Origin of the sequence: Paractinoplanes tereljensis (genome assembly GCF_016862435.1) — a bacterium.
GTDB lineage: Bacteria > Actinomycetota > Actinomycetes > Mycobacteriales > Micromonosporaceae > Actinoplanes > Actinoplanes tereljensis.
In genome coordinates, this window is the sequence record NZ_BOMY01000050.1 from 156,428 (window position 1) to 171,408 (window position 14,981).

Genomic DNA, 14,981 nt, shown 5'->3' on the forward strand with positions numbered 1-14,981 from the left:
AACGGTACGGTCCCGTCACGCCGTAAACGTGCGCGCGTCAGTCCAGGGCGGGCAGCGAGGCGGCACCCTTGTCGGCCAGTACGAACGGGGTGTCGATGTCGGGGGTGCCCTCGCCGATCGTGATCGCGGCCACGCCCGTGCCGGTTGAGGCGATCTCGCCGGTGGGGTCCTGGATGACGTACGTGTCGGTGCCGGTTCGGATGGTGTAGGTGGGCTTGCCGTTTGAGGTGCCGGTCTTGCGGAAGCGGAACAGCTGGTCGGCCGCCGCTGCGTCGCAGGCCGTGGTCAGCACCGCGGCCGGCTTGCCGCCGGCGCCGAGCTTGGCCGACAGGCAGAGCGGCTCGCCGCCCTTGCGCAGCTTGGCCGTGCGGATCAGGTACTGGTCGCCGCCGGGCTTTGCCGCGGTGAGCACGAACAGCTCCGCGTCGCCGAACTTCTCGGACAGGCCGATCTTGCCGTCCTGGACTACGCCGAGTGTCGCCTCGCTGTTCTTGGGCAGCAGGTAGATCTGCCGGGTGCCGCTGAAGACGCCACCGCCACCAGTGTTGCTGCCGCCACCGGCGGCGGGCGACGAGGTGGTCGCAGACGGTTTGGGAGCGGCCGACGACGGCGACGGGGCGGCCGAGGAGGGCAACGGCGCGGCCGAGGTGGGAGTAGTGGCGGCCGCGTCCACGGAGTCGTTTGCGCAGGCGGAGCTCAACAGCAACCCGGAGAGGACAGTCGCGGCGGCCAGGACACGAGAGGGGGTACGCACGAATAGCTCCTGTAACGACGTGAAGGTGCTTGCTTGCTGAGCACCTTTCCGGAATTGCCCACCTCGATCCGGTCGCGCCCCCGTTCCTGGCAGAAACGGGGGAGTCAGCGGTCGGCGCGGTGGAGTGTTGACTGCCACGACGTACAGCTGTGATCTGACCTTTCAGTTGATCTTGTGGGGGGCCCTGGCGGGACTAACCTCGCGGCGGTTGTTCAGTACAGATCCGAACGGGGACCGCCATGAACCAGAAGCTCCAGACCCGCGCCTTTGACGTGGTTGCGCCGATCCTCCAGCCCGGTGAGGTGCCGGTCGTCGCGGCCCGCGCCATGGTCGGCAAGTTCGCCTCCAGCCGCCTTGGCGCGGTCGCGAAGCAGGGCCTTCTCAACGCCGGCGTCGGCTCGGTCGCGACGCACAAGCTGCTCCAGTCGAAGAAGCAGTTCGTCATCGTCACCAACCGCCGGCTGATCTTCATCCCGCAGGGTTTCCTGGGCGGGCCCGGCAAGACGATCCTCGGTGACGTGCCCCGCGAGGTCGTCGGGCTGGCCGAGGTGAAGATGGGCGTGGTCAGCCTGGTCCGGATCGCCTTCGGCAACCAGGGCGACGGCATCGCGCTGACCTTCCCGCGGGTTGACCGGAAGAACGCGGAAGCCCTCGCCCAGGTCCTCCAGCAGACCCCGGTCGGCTAACGGCGCAGCAATTCGCGGATCTCCCGGGCCACCAGGTCCGGGGCCTCCTCGGCCATGAAATGGCCGCACTTGACCGGTACGTGGTTCAGGTTCGGGGCCCACGCCTTCCACAGCCCGGCGGCGTCGAAGCCGAGCATCGAGCCCCAGTCCTGCTGCAGGACGGTGACCGGCATGGCCAGGGTGCGGCCGGCGGCCCGGTCGGCCTGGTCGTGCTCGACGTCGATGCCGGCCGAGGCGCGGTAGTCGGCGACGATCGACGGGATGGCGTCCCGGGAAGCGTCCAGGTAGGCGCGGCGGATGTCGGCCGGGATGGCCTGCGGGTCGTTGGTCCACAGGTCGAGGAAGTAGCCGAAGAACTCGTCGGAGGCGCCGGCGATCATCTTCTCGGCCAGGCCGGGCGGCTGGGCCATCAGGTAGAGGTGGAAGCCGACCGCGGCGGTGACGCCGTGCATGACGTCCCACATGTCCAGCGTCGGCAGCACGTCCAGCGACGCCAGGTGGGTGATGTTGGCCGGGTGGTCGAGGCCGGTCCGGATGGCGACCAGCGCACCCCGGTCGTGCCCGGCCAGCGCGAACCGGTCGTGGCCCAGCGCCTTCGCGACGGCCACCACGTCGGCAGCCATTGTCCGCTTGGAGTAGGTGTCCGGACCGGCCTCGGCCGGCTTGTCGCTGGCGCCGTAGCCGCGCAGGTCCGGGCAGATCACGGTGTGCTCGGCGGCCAGGTCGGCGGCGACGTGCCGCCACATCAGGTGGGTCTGCGGGAAGCCGTGCAACAGGACGATCGGGCTGCCCGACCCGGTCACCGCGGTGTTGATTTCCACGCCGTCGGCCCCGGGAACGCGTACGTAGTCGAAGTTCATGGGACTCACTTTCCGGGGCCCGAATGAGCAGCGAATGAGCGCCGATCGGGCAACTCGGCCGGATGAACCGTGGCGAACGGGCCGAAAATGCTCCTAGCACGGTCATTACGGTTCAAGCGTGACTACCGAGAGAGATCGAAACGGAACCCACAGTGTCGGGCGAGCCGTTGCCGTGGCCCTGATCGGGCTGCTCGCACTCGCCGCCACCACCGCCGCGGGCGTCAAGCCGGCTGAACACGTCGCGGGAAACCAGGCGGAGGCTCGCCCTCGCACCGTCGTGCCCGGTACGGACGGGATCATTGCCGTGCGCCCGGACGGGAAAGTGTTCGCCACCGTCTTCCACGATGCGGTGCGGCAGTGGAACACGGCTACCGGACGCAAGGGCGGACCGACGCTCGCCGCGGAGACCGGGCCCATCCACTCCATCGGGTTCAGCGCCAACGGCAGGCTGCTGGCCGTCGCCGGTGACCTGGAGATCTCGCTGTGGAACACCATTACCGGGAAGCGGTACGGGGCGCCGCTGGGCGGCCACACCGGGACGGTGCGCTCGGTGGCCTTCAGCCCGAACGGGCAACTGGTGGCCACCGCCGGCGAGGACGGCACGGTCCGGCTGTGGAATCCGGCCACCGGTGATGTGTTGCGCACCCTGACCGGGCACGTCGGCGCAGCCACCTCCGTCGTGTTCAGCCCGGACGGCGCGTGCCTGGCGACGGCCGGCGCCGACAACACCGTGCGGCTGTGGGAGACCAGCACCGGCCTTCCGATCGGCACGGCGCTGCCGGCCAGCCCGGCCCCGGTGTACGCGCTGAGCTTCAGCATCGACGCCAGCCTGCTGGCCACCTCGGACGGCAGCAACGTCGTACGGCTGTGGGACGCGGCCACCGGCCGGCCCGCCGGCCCGCCGCTCACCGCCACCACCGGCCCGGTGTACGCCCTCACGTTCAACCCGACCGGAACGCTCCTGGCCACCTCCTCCGGCGGCGACAACACCGTCCAGCTGTGGGACACGGCAACCCGCCGGCCGGCTACCGAGCCGCTGGTCGGTCACACCGGTCCGGTGCGTGCCATGCGCTTCAGCCCGAACGGCAGGCTGCTGGCCACCGGCAGCGACGACGGGACCGCCCGGCTGTGGAACACCACGACCGGAAACCAGGTCGGCATGCCGCTGGCCGGACACGACGGACCGGTCTGGGCCCTGCGGATCAGCCCGGACGGCAAACGCCTGATCACCGCCGGCGACGACGACAAGGTCCGGCTGTGGCGCCTCCCAAAAACTAGGACCTGACCCGGGCGTACGGCGTGTGGCTCTACTTCGCGTAGGTGTAGTACCGCCACGCGCCGTACGTCTTGGCGTTGACCGTGTCGGTGTTGGCGGTGACGCCGTATTCGGAGTGCACCCGGAACCTGGTGCCGGCCGGGTAGTAACCAGTGATCGTGGCGATCGACTTGCCTTTGGAGTCCAGGCCGAGCAGCGCGGTCTTGTACGACTTCCATTTGCCGCCGGAGTACTTCTCGACGACGAGGCGGTAGAACCGGTTCGGGTAGGCGGTCATCGTCGTGGTGAAGTAGGGATCCTTCGTCGTGCGTACGACGTAGTAGGTCTGGGATCCGATCTTCTTGGTCTTGAAGTGTCTGGTGATCGCGGTGTTGACCGCCACCCGGGTGTACGTCGTGGCCGCGGTGACGCTGGCGGCATACACGCCGTCGCCGGCGTAGGTAGCGCTCAGCACGGTGTTGCGGGTCAGTCGCAGGCTCACGCTGATCTTGCCGCCGTCGTCGACGGGACCCTTCTTGACCAGGCGTTTCGGCTGGTCGTTGCCGGCCGGGTCGGCCCAGATCTCTACGGTCCGGTTGGTGTCCCAGGCGCGGAGCCAGGCGGTGAAGGTGACCGTCGCCCCGTACGCGCTGACCCAGCCGTTCCCGTTGATGCTGAGCGTCACCGACTGCTTGTAGGCATAGATGCTCAGGCTGGTCTCGAGCCGGTCCCAGTTACCGGTTCCGGGGTACCGGACGAGGTAGGTGGCCTGCCCCTCGACGGTCAGGGTGTCGGTGAAGCTGAACGCCCCGGTGCTGTCCGGCACGACGGTCGCGATCTCCTGACCCGATGGCGACTCACTGCTGATCCGGGTCACGGTGAGGGCGGCACCGGCGGGCAGGCCGGCGCTCTTTCCGGTGATCGTGAACGGCGTGCCCGGGCGCGCGTAGTTGAACGACGGCTGGTTCAGCGTGATGGCCGGCTTCGTCGGCGGGCTCGACGTCGGCACCTTCGTCGACGGGTCGTTGAGCACCAGCAGCCAGAACCCGTCCACGACCGTGAACAGGCGGTTCCCGCCCGGCTCCCAGGCCAGTCCGTGCCTCCGGACCCATGTTGCCGGGTTCGCGCCCTCCACGAGCGGCATCGAGACCTTCTGGGTGGGCTCGGTCGCACCCTGCGCGTAGATCTGGACGCCCTCGTCGGTCGCCACCGCGATCCGGCCGTCGCTCGAGGTGCCCATCGCGTACGTGGACGTCCACGAGCGGTAGATCTCGGTGCCGACCGGCGTGTCGACGTCGATGCTCTGCCGGCTCCGGTAGTCGACCCGGATCAGCTGGGTGCCGTCCGCGGTGAAGGCGATGTCCGTGGTGGTCAGGCCGGACGCCGCGCGCCACCGCCCGGCCAGTTTCGCGGTGCCGGTGGACACGTCGTAGACGTTCACCGCAGCGGCGGAGGAGGTGACGTCGGAGGCCACGAGCACGCCGGGACGCGACGGGCTGACCGCGAGCCGGGGCGGACCGTAGTACAGGCCGGCCGACAGGTCGGCGGCGTAGTCGTGCAGGTGGACGTCGGAGGTGTCGAGGTCCACCGAGCCGAAGTCGCCCGAGTCGTCGGAGGTCTCGCTGGTGTCGTAGCCGAACCAGAGCCGGTCGCCGAGCGTCACCACCTCGCCCGGGTACACCTCGTCGCCCACCGGGTAGCGGGCGGCTTCGGTGACCGTCGCGGTGCTCACCGCGACGAGCGCACGTGCCCTGGTCACCGCGGCGTACAGCCGGCTGGAGTCGGCGGACAGCACCAGGCCCCGCACCCCGGGCAGGCCGGTCAACTCGGCGACGAACCGGCCCTGGAAGTCGGTGGCGACGATCTTTCCGGAGCCCGGGTCGCTGACGAAGACCCGCTGGTGCACCGAGTCGACGACGAGGTCGCCGAAGGAGGTGATCGGCAGCTTCGCGTAGGTGTCGGCCGCCGCGGTGCCGACGGACACCGCCATTCCGATCAGGACGGAGCTCGCGAGCGTGGCGGCCGTCAGCACGACGCGCAATGGGCGCATGGAAACCCCGTAATCGATCAGGCCGGTATCGAGCTCGCAGCCTAATTCGATCTTCGGAGAAGTTGATCATCCGAAAGGTTGGGTCGCGGCGGCGCCCGCGTTGTTCACCGGAGCGGTCAGAGGGTGATCACGATGCCGATGCCGGGCGGCCGCTTGATCCGGAGGAGCCGGGAGAGCCCGCCACCGATGCGGGCCGAGAGGTAACGGCGCTCCAGGAGGCGGCGAGCGGTCTCGGTCTCGGTGGGCGGCAGCAGAACGGCGGTGCCCCGGACCGGCTGGGCGCCCGGGGTGACCTTGCCGCGGATGTCGCAGGCGACGATCTCGACCTCGGGGTTCCGGCGAATGCGCTTGACCTTCCCGGCGTCGGCGGCCGAGACCGTGGTCACGGTGTTGCCCGCGGCCACGTGCCAGACCGCGGTCGGCACCGGGGTGCCGTCCTTCCGGAAGGTGGTAAGGCTGATCTGCTTGCTGGCGGCGATCTCGCCGGGGACGCTCATGTGGGAAGTATGCAACTACGTTCAACGGGCCATTCGGCCTATCGGAACCTTGGTGGTCCTCGAAGTACGCTGCGACCTCGAACTTGATCATGGGGGAATGCATGCGTACGTCTCGGGCCGCGCTCGCGGCCTTGGTTCTGGCTGGATCTTCCGTCTTTGTCTCCGCCGCCCCGGCATTGGCCGACACTCAGGCGTCGCTGCCGGTCACCGGGTTCGGTGACATCGCCGTTGACGGCGTGCACGATCGCATTTTCATCAGCGACCCGGTCGAGGGCAAGATCATCGCGACCGACTATCGCGGCACAGTGGTCGGTGAGGTGCCGGGCTTGACTGGGGTCAACGGCCTCGCTCTCTCCGCCGACTCCAGCCGGCTCTACACCTCGTTGTGGATGTCGCACGCGATCGTGGCGGTGGATACCAGCACGATCACCCAGGCGGCCCGCTATCCGCTCGGCGACGAGGTCTACCCCGGCAAAGTCACGCCGGTCGGCGGCAAGCTCTGGTTCGGCTACATGTCGGGCGACGACGGCAACTTCGGCTCGCTGGATCTCGGTGACGGGTCCGTCTACCTCTACGCCGGCGCGGAGGCCCACCAGTACTCGGGTGATCCGACCGTCTACGCCAGCGCCGCGCTACCCGGCAAGATCGTGGTGGCCGAGGGCTGGACCAAGACTGACGACGACGTCAAGGTGTTCGACGTTTCGTCGGGCACCGCGAGCCTGGAACTGCACGCCGCAAGACTGACCTACTGGGAGGTCCCGGGGTCGGCGCTCACCCCGGATGGCAGCCGTCTGGTCCGGGTCAGCACCGGTGGCTCCTGGCAGTACCGGACCGGCGACCTGAGCACGGCCGTCACCTATCCGGGCCTGACCCGGGCCAACGCCGTCGACGTCGCCGCGGACGGCCGGATTGCGATCTCGGTGGCGAACAAGGCGACCGGCGACGACATCTACGTCTTCCAGGGCGACGAAACCGTTGCCTCGCAGACGATTCGGACGCCCGAGCCGCCCAGCGCGGACGTGCCCGGGTTGGGGGAGCCGAGCAAGGACGGGATTCAGGAGCGGGGGATTGCCTGGGAGCCGGGCGGCTCGCGGCTCTTCGCGGTCGGCATGTACAACCGTGCCTACCGGCTCTGGGTCTACAACGAGCCGGCCTCGACCCCCGACCCGACGCCGACCCCCACGCCGACTCCGGTGCCGAGCCTGACCCCGGACCTGACCCTGAACCGGAACGGCTGGGTCGTCGGCAACGGCACCACGGTCACCTTCACCGCCAAGCTGGGCTCTCCCGCCGCCAACCGGGTCGTCGAGATCTGGGCCGACCCGAGCGGCGCCGACCAGCCGAACCGCCTGCTCAAGAAGGCCACCGTGGACAGCGCGGGCCTGCTCAGCACAAGCTTCCGGCTGACCCGCAACACCAACGTCACCGCCAAGTTCGCCGGCGACGACAAGTACGTAGCGCGGTCGGTGTCCTCGGTGGTCTGGACCAAGGCCGCGGTAAGCACAGCCGTCTCAAAGCACTACACAACCGGCAAGATCGGCGCCACGAAGTACGCCTACTTCCACCAGAAGACCACGCCCCAGTTCACCACCACGATGACCGCGTACCCGGGGCGGAAGCAGAAGCTGACCGTCCAGTACTACTCAAAGGGCGCCTGGCGAAACTGGAGCACAAGCTTCGTCACGGTCAACACAAGCGGCAAGTCCTACGCCAAGTTCACCGGCGCCCACCCCTTGAACGGCCGCTTCCGCGTCCTGGCCGCCTACCTCAAGGGCACTTCCGGCGACAGCGCCAACTACACGAACTACAGCCCCTGGCAGTACTTCACCTTCAAGAAGTAGCGTCCCGGCCAGCCCTGCTCGACCGCCTCTCAGTGGAAGCCGGTGGTGGTCAGCAGGGCTGTGCCCAGCGCGGTCAGGGGGACCGCGTACAGCAAGACGATGCCGGTTCGGGTTCGGGACAGCCAAGTCGTGATCAGCACGCCTAGGACGATCAGCAGGATCGCGTACGCGGTGAGGCTTGTGGTTTTGTGGTTGTTGTCGCCTATCCGGAGCAGGTTGAGGATCGCCTCGGCGAAGAGCACCGACGCCGGCACCGCGAGCGCCGCGTCTCGCACCCGGCCCGAGGTGCGGGCCAGCACGCCGGCCGCGCCGAAGACCGTTCCGGCGACCACCGCCAGGCCCATCCACAGCAGCGACGTCGTGGCGTAGACGTTTGCCAGGTCGTCGTGCTGGATCGCGGTGGCGGCCAGGTAGTAGCTCGGGACCGCCAGGACCAGGCACAGCACGGCGCCGGTCAGGCCGGCTCGGATGCCCCAGCGGCCGTAGAAGGTCAGCAGGAAGGCGGCCACCGCCCAGGTCGCGATGGAGTTGCCGAGTTCGCCGAACGGAAACGGCACAAACCGAATCCAGACGAAATCGAGTACGCCGAGCAGAACGCCGGCCACCGGCGCGACGACGGCGACGTTCCGTTTGATCATCACGGTGGCTGATCGTAGGGACGGCGCGGCCCGGCCCGCATCGGCCTGCGGATAGACCACCGGATCCGGGTGACCCGCCTTTCGGCCCTGTTCGGCTCAAGGCGGGGTCGGCAGCATGGCCGGTATGAGACGAACGCTCCTTGCGGTGGCGATGTCGGTGCTGATGCTGGCGGGCTGTGCCGAGGCCAAAGTGGAGCCGCTGGCTCGCTTCGGCCTGGCCGGCAAGAGTGCCGTGGAGGTCATCGACCGGCTGGACCGGCTGGCCCTGGCGGAGCGGCCGGCCGATCTGAAGGCGTCGGTCCGGCCGGACGCGCTTCTCGTCACCGCCGATGGCGAGGAGCGCAGCCTGGCCATCCCGGACGACAAGTTCTACCTGTCGCTGGCGCCGTACGTGGAGCACACCCACGAGTGCTTCCACCACTCGCTGACCACCTGCAAGGGCGAGCTGGCCGCGGCTGCGCTCGAGGTGCGGATCGTCGACCAGGCCGGTGCGGTCCTGGTCGAGGGGGCCCGCACCACGTTCGCCAACGGGTTCGTCGGGTTCTGGCTGCCGCGTGGGATCACCGGCACGGTGCGGGTCACCTACGCCGGCAAGACCGCCGAGTCGGCGTTCAGCACCGGACCGGACGCGCCGACCTGCTTGACCACCCTGCAGCTGGCCTGAGCGTCACCGGGTGCGCACCATGATCAGACCGGCGGCGGCCAGCTGGCTCGGGGTGGCGAGTACGAAGTCGCGGTCGATCTTGCGTCGGTCCTTCGGCAGTTCGGCCCATGGGACCAAGTCGGGGTGGACCTTGCTGTCCTTGCCGTACTCCGCGCCGTAACTCCAGCCCTTAGCCATGCGCTCGGCCATCCACCGCCGGTGCTCGACCTCCGCGAGCTTCTCCGCGTCGTGGTCGCTGATCGCCAGAGGGGTGATGGGGCCGGTCGCCGGGATGACGGTGTAGCCGATCGATGCCAGCTTGGGGGCGATATCCCAGGCCTGTTCCCGGTTGGAGTCCTGGAGGTAGGGGCGTAGGTCCTTCCAGGGAACGGCCGACGGGCTGGGGGCGCCCGAGTGCGACTCCCGTTCGAGGTAGGTGTTGTGGATGGCCCGAGCGAGCGTCTCGTTCGTGCCGGTGCGGATCGCCGCGATGGCGTAGACCGTGCGGATCACGCTGACCAGCACCAGCTTGGCCTTCTCCAGTTCGCGGACCGGGCTGGGCGCCGCGACTGACTCGTCGGCGTCCACCTCGCGCCGCACTGCGGCCGCTCCGAGGGAATCGCTGTGCGCCATCGCCACCACCACGGTGGACTCGTGGCCGGCCAGCAGCCGCAGCGCGAGGTTGCCGACCGCGATGGCCTGCGCGTCGTCGTCGAGACAGACGTAGACCCGCTCGGGAACCTGCGGCGTGCCGTCGGCGGCGGGCACCTGCAACTGGTCGATGCTGGTGAGCCAGGCCGGGTCGTGGTCGGCGGCGGTCACCGTGATCCGACCCTGAGGGTCGGAATGGCGGGCGGTGAGAGCGGTCCCGGACAGACCCAAGTCGAGCACGCGGAGACTCTCGGCGGCACCCTCCGCCTCCGCCCAGAACCGCATCAACCGGTCGACGAGCATCCGGCCCAGCCCGGCGTACCCGATCACCAACACCGGGGCACCCGGCTCGGCCGGGGGTGCGTGGTCGAGCAGGCCCTGAGCGGTCCGGTCGTGGCGGGAGAACAAGTCGACCCGGCGACCCTCCGAGCCTGTCTCCTGCCGGATCACCGCCTCGAACAGGCCGCGGTCCTGCGCTTCGGCGTAGCAGACGACCTTTGTGTTTTTGTCCTGGTTGACGGCGTCGACGGCGATCGCCACCTCGGCGTTGCGCACACTGTCCAACCCGACGGTAATCACCTCACGGGCCCGAGCCAGCCCGGCCCGGGCGAGCACCGCGGGTCGCCGGGGGTCGCCGATCATGTGCAGCTCGCGGCCGCGCACCGACGGCTTCGCCGGGTCTGGGCTGATCACCACGACCTTGCCCTTCTCGGCGCTGATCTGTTCGGCCAGCCGGCGGGTCAGCTCGGGCGGTCCGCAGAGGATCGAGTGCCGGCGCATCACGGCGATCCGGGCCTGCTGCAGCCGGCCGAGGAGCAGCGCCTGGGTGGCCAAGATGATCAGGTAGACGGTCACGATCGGGGCGGCGAACCGGGCGATCTGGAGCAACAGCGGCAGTCCGTCGGCGTTCTGCAGCGGCGAGGCGTCCAGGACGAACAGTTGAAGGCTGTAGTAGCCGAGGTCGAGGAAGCTACTGCCGTACTGCGGAAAGTCTTTGAGGTAGGCATGGAAGCCGACCATGCCGCAGACGACCGCGCCGACGGCGACGAGAGCGAAGAAGATGCGAGCGATCCAAGACATCCTGCCGGACTCAGTCACCCTTCAAGGTTTACCGGTATCGGGGTGACGGAACACATCAACTGGACGGTCCCCTTTGGGGTACGTGTGGTTGCCCGAACTACTTAAGTTTGTTTACAAATATTGACGGGCCTGTAGGCATTTGGTTGCGTCGATGCGTGAAGAGAAACCGTCTGCTCATCCTGCTCGCCGTGATCGGCCTGGGTCTGGCCGGCGCGGTGGCGCCGATGCTGGCGTCCGAGGCCGCTGCCGCGTGTGTAACCCCCTACAACAACAGTGCGGTGTACACCGGTGGGATGACCGCGTCCTACAACAGCCACAACTGGACCGCCAAGTGGTGGACCCAGGGCGAATCACCCAGCACCGGCGGCTCGGGAGTCTGGCAGGACAACGGCTCCTGCGGTGGCGGCAGCGGTGGTGGCGGCGGGACAACCTGTGACTACCCGGCCTGGGTCGCGGGGCAGTACTACGCGGTCGGCGCCATCGTGCGCTACACGAACGGGCAGTTCTATCAGGCCACCCACGAGAACCCGGGCTACGACCCGATCATCAGCACCTGGTTCTGGTCGCCCTACACCTGCACCGGAGGCGGCGGCGGTGACACCGGGGGCGGAAACACCAGCGGGTTCGTGGTCACCGAGGCGCAGTTCAACTCGATGTTCCCGGGGCGGAACGGCTTTTACACGTACGCCGGTCTGGTTGACGCCATGAAGAAGTACCCGGCGTTCGCCACCTCCGGCAGCGACGCGGTGAAGCGGCAGGAGGCCGCGGCCTTCCTGGCCAACGTCGGGCACGAGACCGGAGGTCTGGTCTACATCGACGAGATCAACACCGCGAACTGGCCGCATTACTGCGACACCTCGCAGCCGTACGGGTGCCCGGCCGGGCAATCGGCGTACCACGGGCGCGGTCCGATCCAGCTGAGCTGGAACTTCAACTACTACGCGGCCGGTAACGCGCTCGGCGTCGACCTGCTCAACAACCCCAACCTGGTCGCCACGAACTCGTCGATCTCCTGGCAGACCGGGCTCTGGTACTGGATGACCGGCACCGGCGCGGCCGGCACCACGTCGCACAACGCGATGGTCAACGGCCAGGGCTTCGGCACCACGATTCGGGCGATCAACAGCATCGAGTGCAACGGCGGAAACCCGGCCCAGGTGCAGAGCCGGGTGAACCTCTACACCCAGTTCACCGGCATCCTGGGCGTCTCCACCGGTGGCAACCTGACCTGCTGAGCTCTACAAACGGCGGTGCCGCTCCCCGGAATCCAGGGGAGCGGCGTCACCAGAAGATCAACGACGAACCGGGGCGACCGCGTCGGCCGGCGCAACCGGAGCAATCGGGGCCTGGTGCTGCTGGTGCTGCTGGTTCGGGAGGTGCTGAACCGGGGCCTGGTGCTGCTGGCCGGGGATGTGCTGAACGGGGGCCTGGTGCTGCTGGCCCGGGATCTGGTGCTGCTGGCCGGGGAACTGCTGGCCCGGGAACTGCTGGCCCGGGAACTGCTGGCCGATCGGGCGGCCGGTGCGGATCACCGGCAGCGCCAGGGTGGACCGGGTGAACTGGGTGCGGCTCTTGCGGTCACAGTTCGTGTAGGAAACCGTGGCGCGTAGGACGGAGACGCCACTGTCCCGGCGCATCGGGGTGACCCGGATCGGGGTGACCGCGGTGCGGCCCGGACGCAGCGAGTCACCGCTGGTGAAGGTCGTGGTGCGACGCATGCCCGGGTACGCAACGGCGACCTCGCGGCCACCGTCGACCGACACCTGAACGTCGCACACCGGCCGGTCCGTACGCCAGAAGATGTTGACCCAGCTCGGGGTGTTGGCCTTGACCGTGGTCAGCCGGTTGGAAACCGGCTGCGGGCCGCGCCCGGCCGCCGAAGCGGACCCGGCCGTAGCCAGCGTGATCGCCACCGACCCAGCCGCGCCGGCCAGTGCAACCGCCGCGATCATCCGAACCATCGTCTTCTTCATGAGGTCCTCCTGCGTAGACGAGCGGAGGGGGAAGTCCGCTCTCGATAGGTCGGACATTACGGACCTATCGCGTTGCGCCGCAGCAGGAAGCGTGCGTTTCGAGCTGTGAGTACAAATACGTACAAAGTGTCTAGTTGTGCGTGACCAAATGGATGAGCCGGGCGACGACGCATCGCCGCCGCCCGGTCGGCGAGAGGGTCAGGTTGCGGTGCAGGTGGGGGTCAGCGGGGTGCTGTTGCCGGTGGCCTGGAAGCCGAATTCGGTGTAGCCGCCGGCTGTGAGCTGGCCGTTGTAGGCGACGTTGGTGAACTGGACGGCGCCAGTAGTGGCGCTGCGGTTGGTGTTCCAGGCGTTGGTGATGGTGGCGCCGGTGGGCAGGGTCAGGCCCACGGACCAGCCGGTTATCGGGGACGCGCCGGCGGTCACCCGGATCGTGGCCACGAATCCGCCGGTCCATGAATTGAGGGCGACGGAGGCTGAGCAGCCACCGGCCGGCGGCGACGTGGGCGGGGTGGAGGGCGGCGTCGACGGTGGGGTGGACGGCGGTGTGGACGGCGGGGTCGAGGGTGGGGTCGACGGGCCCGCGCCCAGAACCGGGGTTGTCCAGTCCACCCAGGTCGACAGGCTGCCCTGGGCCTTGCTGGAGATGCGGATGGTGCCGGGGTCGTTGCCGGTCTTCAGCAGGAACTTCTTGATGTTCTGCTGCAGTGGCGTGGTCCACTCGGCCCGGTTCGCGCAGTGGTTGCCGTCGGTGATGTCAGACCAGTAAGTGATGTTGCTGCCGGCACCCAACGCCTTGTAGACCTCGGCTCCGCCCAGGGCCGCCACACTGGCCGACTTGGGTCCCAGGTTGACGATGTGCGGGTTGTCCATGATGAACAGACCGCGTGGTGCGAACATCCCGACCACCTCGTGGGTGTCGATCGGCAGCTTGGTCGGCGCGCTGACGAACGGGCTGAACGCGTCGCCGAGCCAGGGCTGTTCGCCGTACGCGCTGCTCAGGCTCTGTGCGCCCTCGCCGGGGATGCCACGGAAGATCGGTGCGCCGGCGCTGCCCGACTCGATCGGCATGGTCAGGGCGATGCGCTGGTCGAACGCACCGATGACGAAGGCGCCCTTGCCGAACCGGGAGCAGCCGGTCACGCCGGTGGCGTCGGCGCGCAGGATGTTGCCGCCGGACTGCTCGATCACGTCGATGATCCGGCTGACGCCCCAGGCCCAGGCCATCAGCAGGCCGGTTTGGCTGGTCGCGCCGTAGATGCTGTAGAACGCGCCCTGCTTGTTGGTGCGGGCGGTGCCTTCTTTGCCTACCGCGTACGGGTCGTAGTTGATGACCGCGGCGCCGGCGGCCTTGATGGTGTTGGTGTCCGCCCCGAATCCGCCGAGGACGACGACGGCGGGGAACGGGCCGGTGCCGCTGGGCAGCGAGACGCTCGCCGAGAAACTGGAGCTCTTGCCCTGGTGCGACACGTTCACGGTGATGTTGGTGGACGACACCGTGCCGGTCACGCTGCTGGGCTTGGCGGGCTTCTCGCCGTACACGTACTTCTCGGCCTGTTTTTTGATTTCTTCGCGGCGGCAGGTCCAGTCGGCCACGTTGGTGATCCGGCTGCCGTCGATCTTCTTGAACGGGTCGGGGAGTTTGGCGTTGGTGGGCAGGGATCCGGCGTCGGGCAGGGCGGGAACCGCGCAGCCGGCGCCCTCGTCCTCGACGCCGACGGCGGCCTGGGCTGGGGTGGTGAGGGCGGGGATGGAGAGGGCCGCGACCGCCGCCGCCAACGCGACGAGGGCCGAGCCGATTCTTCGGGTGATCACAGGGGCTCCTTCATGGACGGTTTGGGAGCGCTCCCGGGGAGCTTTCCCAGTCTTGGCCAGTCCATCGAAAGGAGTCAATAAGTTTCGGAAACTATCGGCATATCAAGGCCGAGAGTTTCGGCCATCGGCCGAATCGGTGATCATTCCGCCACGAGATAGGAGGCCGGCGACCAGAAGTGCTCGCAGACTCCGGGAAGCAGCCGGAGCCACCCCGCGCCGGCCTGCCCCGTACGCGACG

At 68.6% G+C, this 14,981-nt stretch carries 13 protein-coding genes; 5 read left to right on the forward strand and 8 right to left on the reverse strand.

The annotated features are described in order from the left end of the window. Positions 1 to 37: 37 nt before the first annotated feature. The gene (locus Ate02nite_RS38925) at positions 38 to 754 is read right to left on the reverse strand and encodes a hypothetical protein (protein WP_203812919.1); all 717 of its coding nucleotides are present in this window, start codon (positions 752 to 754) and stop codon (positions 38 to 40) included. Positions 755 to 993: 239 nt separating this feature from the next. Between Ate02nite_RS38925 and Ate02nite_RS38930 the strand changes: the two genes are divergently transcribed. Beyond that, the gene (locus Ate02nite_RS38930) at positions 994 to 1,440 is read left to right on the forward strand and encodes a hypothetical protein (protein WP_203812920.1); all 447 of its coding nucleotides are present in this window, start codon (positions 994 to 996) and stop codon (positions 1,438 to 1,440) included. Here Ate02nite_RS38930 and Ate02nite_RS38935 read toward each other — a convergent pair. Next, positions 1,437 to 2,300, reverse strand: a complete 864-nt coding sequence (locus tag Ate02nite_RS38935; protein WP_203812921.1) for an alpha/beta fold hydrolase — start codon at positions 2,298 to 2,300, stop codon at positions 1,437 to 1,439. The two genes, Ate02nite_RS38930 and Ate02nite_RS38935, sit on opposite strands and share 4 nt — an antisense overlap. Positions 2,301 to 2,418: 118 nt before the next feature. Here Ate02nite_RS38935 and Ate02nite_RS38940 point away from each other — a divergent pair, with 118 nt between their 5' ends. Further along, positions 2,419 to 3,585, forward strand: coding sequence for a WD40 repeat domain-containing protein (locus tag Ate02nite_RS38940; RefSeq protein WP_239148025.1), 1,167 nt, complete (start codon positions 2,419 to 2,421; stop codon positions 3,583 to 3,585). Positions 3,586 to 3,607: 22 nt separating this feature from the next. Here the strand turns inward: Ate02nite_RS38940 and Ate02nite_RS38945 are convergent, their stop codons facing one another. Continuing rightward, positions 3,608 to 5,605 carry a YncE family protein gene (locus Ate02nite_RS38945; protein WP_203812922.1) on the reverse strand — a complete coding sequence of 666 codons (1,998 nt, stop codon included), beginning with the start codon at positions 5,603 to 5,605 and terminating at the stop codon, positions 3,608 to 3,610. A 116-nt stretch (positions 5,606 to 5,721) separates the two neighbouring features. After that, a complete protein-coding gene (locus Ate02nite_RS38950; RefSeq protein WP_203812923.1) occupies positions 5,722 to 6,102 on the reverse strand; it encodes a PPOX class F420-dependent oxidoreductase in 381 nt (126 codons plus the stop codon). 101 nt (positions 6,103 to 6,203) lie between these two features. Here Ate02nite_RS38950 and Ate02nite_RS38955 point away from each other — a divergent pair, with 101 nt between their 5' ends. Next, complete coding sequence (locus tag Ate02nite_RS38955) at positions 6,204 to 7,943, forward strand: hypothetical protein (protein WP_203812924.1); 1,740 nt, start codon at positions 6,204 to 6,206, stop codon at positions 7,941 to 7,943. A gap of 29 nt (positions 7,944 to 7,972) precedes the next feature. Here Ate02nite_RS38955 and Ate02nite_RS38960 read toward each other — a convergent pair whose 3' ends face one another. After that, positions 7,973 to 8,581, reverse strand: a complete 609-nt coding sequence (locus Ate02nite_RS38960; RefSeq protein WP_239148054.1) for a DUF6518 family protein — start codon at positions 8,579 to 8,581, stop codon at positions 7,973 to 7,975. A 124-nt stretch (positions 8,582 to 8,705) separates the two neighbouring features. Between Ate02nite_RS38960 and Ate02nite_RS38965 the strand changes: the two genes are divergently transcribed. After that, positions 8,706 to 9,245, forward strand: coding sequence for a CueP family metal-binding protein (locus Ate02nite_RS38965; protein WP_203812926.1), 540 nt, complete (start codon positions 8,706 to 8,708; stop codon positions 9,243 to 9,245). Between the two features lie 3 nt (positions 9,246 to 9,248). On the opposite strand, the gene Ate02nite_RS38970 is transcribed toward Ate02nite_RS38965, so the two are convergent. Next, positions 9,249 to 10,955: a RyR domain-containing protein gene (locus Ate02nite_RS38970; RefSeq protein WP_203812927.1), complete on the reverse strand. Its 1,707-nt coding sequence runs from the start codon at positions 10,953 to 10,955 to the stop codon at positions 9,249 to 9,251. 155 nt (positions 10,956 to 11,110) lie between these two features. On the opposite strand from Ate02nite_RS38970, the gene Ate02nite_RS38975 reads away from it, so the two are divergent. After that, on the forward strand, positions 11,111 to 12,190 hold the full coding sequence (locus Ate02nite_RS38975) for a glycoside hydrolase family 19 protein (RefSeq protein ID WP_438871317.1): 1,080 nt from the start codon (positions 11,111 to 11,113) through the stop codon (positions 12,188 to 12,190). A 57-nt stretch (positions 12,191 to 12,247) separates the two neighbouring features. Here Ate02nite_RS38975 and Ate02nite_RS38980 read toward each other — a convergent pair whose 3' ends face one another. Both Ate02nite_RS38980 and Ate02nite_RS38985 read right to left on the reverse strand, forming a co-directional pair. Beyond that, positions 12,248 to 12,928, reverse strand: coding sequence for a hypothetical protein (locus Ate02nite_RS38980; RefSeq protein ID WP_203812928.1), 681 nt, complete (start codon positions 12,926 to 12,928; stop codon positions 12,248 to 12,250). A 198-nt stretch (positions 12,929 to 13,126) separates the two neighbouring features. Beyond that, the gene (locus Ate02nite_RS38985; RefSeq protein WP_438871322.1) at positions 13,127 to 14,740 is read right to left on the reverse strand and encodes a glucuronyl esterase domain-containing protein; all 1,614 of its coding nucleotides are present in this window, start codon (positions 14,738 to 14,740) and stop codon (positions 13,127 to 13,129) included. Positions 14,741 to 14,981: the final 241 nt, after the last annotated feature.

Bases quoted from the DNA above. Each gene is read 5' to 3' on its own strand.
- Ate02nite_RS38930 (WP_203812920.1), top strand. From the start codon at position 994: ATGAACCAGAAGCTCCAGACCCGCGCCTTTGACGTGGTTGCGCCGATC.
- Ate02nite_RS38935 (WP_203812921.1), bottom strand. From the start codon at position 2,300: ATGAACTTCGACTACGTACGCGTTCCCGGGGCCGACGGCGTGGAAATC.
- Ate02nite_RS38945 (WP_203812922.1), bottom strand. From the start codon at position 5,605: ATGCGCCCATTGCGCGTCGTGCTGACGGCCGCCACGCTCGCGAGCTCC.
- Ate02nite_RS38950 (WP_203812923.1), bottom strand. From the start codon at position 6,102: ATGAGCGTCCCCGGCGAGATCGCCGCCAGCAAGCAGATCAGCCTTACC.
- Ate02nite_RS38955 (WP_203812924.1), top strand. From the start codon at position 6,204: ATGCGTACGTCTCGGGCCGCGCTCGCGGCCTTGGTTCTGGCTGGATCT.
- Ate02nite_RS38960 (WP_239148054.1), bottom strand. From the start codon at position 8,581: ATGATCAAACGGAACGTCGCCGTCGTCGCGCCGGTGGCCGGCGTTCTG.
- Ate02nite_RS38965 (WP_203812926.1), top strand. From the start codon at position 8,706: ATGAGACGAACGCTCCTTGCGGTGGCGATGTCGGTGCTGATGCTGGCG.
- Ate02nite_RS38970 (WP_203812927.1), bottom strand. From the start codon at position 10,955: ATGTCTTGGATCGCTCGCATCTTCTTCGCTCTCGTCGCCGTCGGCGCG.
- Ate02nite_RS38980 (WP_203812928.1), bottom strand. From the start codon at position 12,928: ATGAAGAAGACGATGGTTCGGATGATCGCGGCGGTTGCACTGGCCGGC.